Origin of the sequence: Burkholderia sp. A2 (assembly GCF_001729305.1) — a bacterium.
Lineage (GTDB): Bacteria > Pseudomonadota > Gammaproteobacteria > Burkholderiales > Burkholderiaceae > Burkholderia > Burkholderia sola.
In genome coordinates, this window is record NZ_LZXX01000117.1 from 2,574 (window position 1) to 5,107 (window position 2,534).

Genomic DNA, 2,534 nt, shown 5'->3' on the forward strand with positions numbered 1-2,534 from the left:
ACGGCCGCGCGACGCGGCTGTACCTGACCGACGCAGGCCACGCGGCACTCAAGCGTGCGCGCGTGCTGCTGCGCGAACTCAACGGCAAGCTGTGCGACGGGTTTTCCGACGACGAACTCGACGTCGTCGCGCGCTGGCTGCACGCATTGCAGGAGCGGTTTCCGGCGGAGCGCTGAGCCGCGCATCGCGCGGTCACAACCGGCTCGCGCCGACAGCGATCGCAAGCGATTGCGATTCGCGTTTTCGATTCGATTTTCATGCCGCCGCAACGGCAAATCTTGCGGGCCGGCCACCTGCTTCCGGCAACGGTTTCCGGCTACGTCCTGTTACAAAAAACCGCCTGTCGCGCGACATTCGAATCGCCTACATTGCAATCCACTTCGACACATTCGTCGCATGCCCGGACTGGCGTTCCCGTCGGGTCGACATCGCAGACCCGCCCGACAGCAATGAAAACGAAGAGGACTCTTGACCGAAGCGCTGGCGGCATCCAGCGCACGCGGATTGCGATGGCTGAAGCGACACGCTGAACCGGACGTAACGACGTGCGCGGCACGATCGGCCGCGCACCCGCTCACGTTGTCTCGTCGTGCCCCGTCATCGCATCCGCACCTCACCGAGGAGTCGTCCATGCGACGCATGATCGTGCCCCATCCGCTTGTCACCCGCCTGTCCGCCGCGATGGCGCTGGCCGCCGCTGCCGCCGCGCACGCCGACCCGGTCGTCGTGTCCGGCCCGAGCCCGTTCGCCGCCTGCACCATCGGCGGCCCGGGCACCAACTACGTGAATGCAGAAGTCGAACCGTGGCTCGCGGTCAACCCGGCGAACCCGAACAACATGATCGGCGTGTGGCAGCAGGACCGCTGGTCGAACGGCGGCGCCCACGGGCTCGTCGCCGGCTACACGTTCGATGCGGGCGCAACCTGGGCGCGCACGCCGCAGCCGTTCAGCGCCTGCGCGCCGGGCGGGCTCAAGTACGAGCGCGCGTCCGATCCGTGGGTCTCGTTCGGGCCGGATGGCACCGCGTATTCGGTATCGATCTCGTTCAACCAGTCGAACAACGCCAACGCGGTCGGCGCGTCGGTGTCGACCGACGGCGGGCAGACGTGGAGCAGCCCGGCCGTGCTGATCGCGAACGACGAACCGACGACGCAGTTCTTCAACGACAAGGAATCGGTCACCGCCAACCCGGTGAAGGCCGGCACCGCGTATGCGGTATGGGACCGCCTCGAGCTGCCGAACGGCAACCCGTACGCGAACCTGCACACGGCGGCGTACCGCGGGCCGACGCTGTTCTCGAAGACGACCGACGGCGGCAAGACGTGGAGCGCCGCGAAGGTCATCGTCGACGTGCCGTCGCGCCAGCAGACGATCGGCAACCAGATCGTCGTCGATCCGAAGAGCGGCACGCTTTACGATTTCTTCGACCTGATCCAGCCGCCGTTCAACAAGGCGGCCGGCAAGGTCGCGTTCGTCAAGTCGACCGACGACGGCGCGACGTGGACCAAGCCGCAGATCATCGCGGGGCTGCAGACGGCCGGCGTCACGGACCCGAACACCGGCGAACCCGTGCGCACCGGCGACATCATCCCGGAGCCGGCGATCGACCCGGCATCGGGGCAGCTCTACGTCGCGTGGCAGGACAGCCGCTTCAACGGCGGCACGTACGACGAGATCGCGCTATCGACGTCGAAGGATGGCGGCGCGACATGGAGCGCGCCGCAACAGGTCAACACGCCGACCGGGCGCCCCGCGTTCAATCCGTCGGTGCGCGTCGACAACACGGGGGCGGTGATGGTCACGTACTACGACTTCCGCGACCTGCAGGCCGGCAACACGACGACACTGCCGACCGGCTTCTGGCGCAAGATCTCGCACGACGCCGGCGCCACGTTCGCCGACGAGCGGCGCGTCGGCGGCCCGTTCGACATGAAGCTCGCGCCCAACGCCGAAGGGTTCTTCATCGGCGACTATCAGGGGCTCGACGTTCGCCCGTCATCGTCGTTCCATCCGTTCTTCGTCCAGACCAACGCAGGCAACCTGACGAATCGCACCGACGTGTTCTTCGCGCCGTGATGCGAGGATGACCGTCACGCCGCCGCGACGCCAAGCGCCGCGCGGCGGCGTGCGCCCGTTCATGGCATCAATGCATGTCCGTCAGCACGATGCGGCCATCGACCTTCCCTTCCCGCAGCTTCGCGAATACGTCGTTGATGTTGGCGAGCCGATCGCGATGGATGTGCGCGCGCACCAGGCCGTCCGCCGCGAAATCGAGCGACTCCTGCAGATCGCGCCGCGTGCCGACGATCGACCCGCGCACGGTGATGCCGTTCAGCACGGTCGAGAAGATCGGCAACGGGAAATCGCCCGGCGGCAAGCCGTTGAGCGCCACCGTGCCGCCGCGTCGGACCATCCCGAGCGCCTGCGCGAACGCGCTGCGCGACACGGCCGTGACGAGCACGCCGTGCGCGCCGCCGATTTCCTTCTGGATCACTGTCGCCGGGTCGTCGACCGACGCATCGATCGTCAGCTGC

Annotated in this window: 2 protein-coding genes and 1 pseudogene; 2 read left to right on the forward strand and 1 reads right to left on the reverse strand. The window is 67.5% G+C overall.

What is annotated here, in order from left to right; genetic code table 11:
* Both A9Z05_RS38045 and A9Z05_RS26745 read left to right on the forward strand, forming a co-directional pair.
* Positions 1–176, forward strand: a pseudogene (locus A9Z05_RS38045) (MarR family transcriptional regulator); the annotation flags it as partial.
* A 454-nt stretch (positions 177–630) separates the two neighbouring features.
* Positions 631–2,076, forward strand: a complete 1,446-nt coding sequence (locus tag A9Z05_RS26745) for an exo-alpha-sialidase (protein ID WP_069620756.1) — start codon at positions 631–633, stop codon at positions 2,074–2,076.
* A 67-nt stretch (positions 2,077–2,143) separates the two neighbouring features.
* On the opposite strand, the gene A9Z05_RS38050 is transcribed toward A9Z05_RS26745, so the two are convergent.
* Positions 2,144–2,534 (reverse strand): zinc-binding dehydrogenase (locus tag A9Z05_RS38050; protein WP_256122100.1); only part of this gene is annotated, 391 nt, incomplete at its 5' end.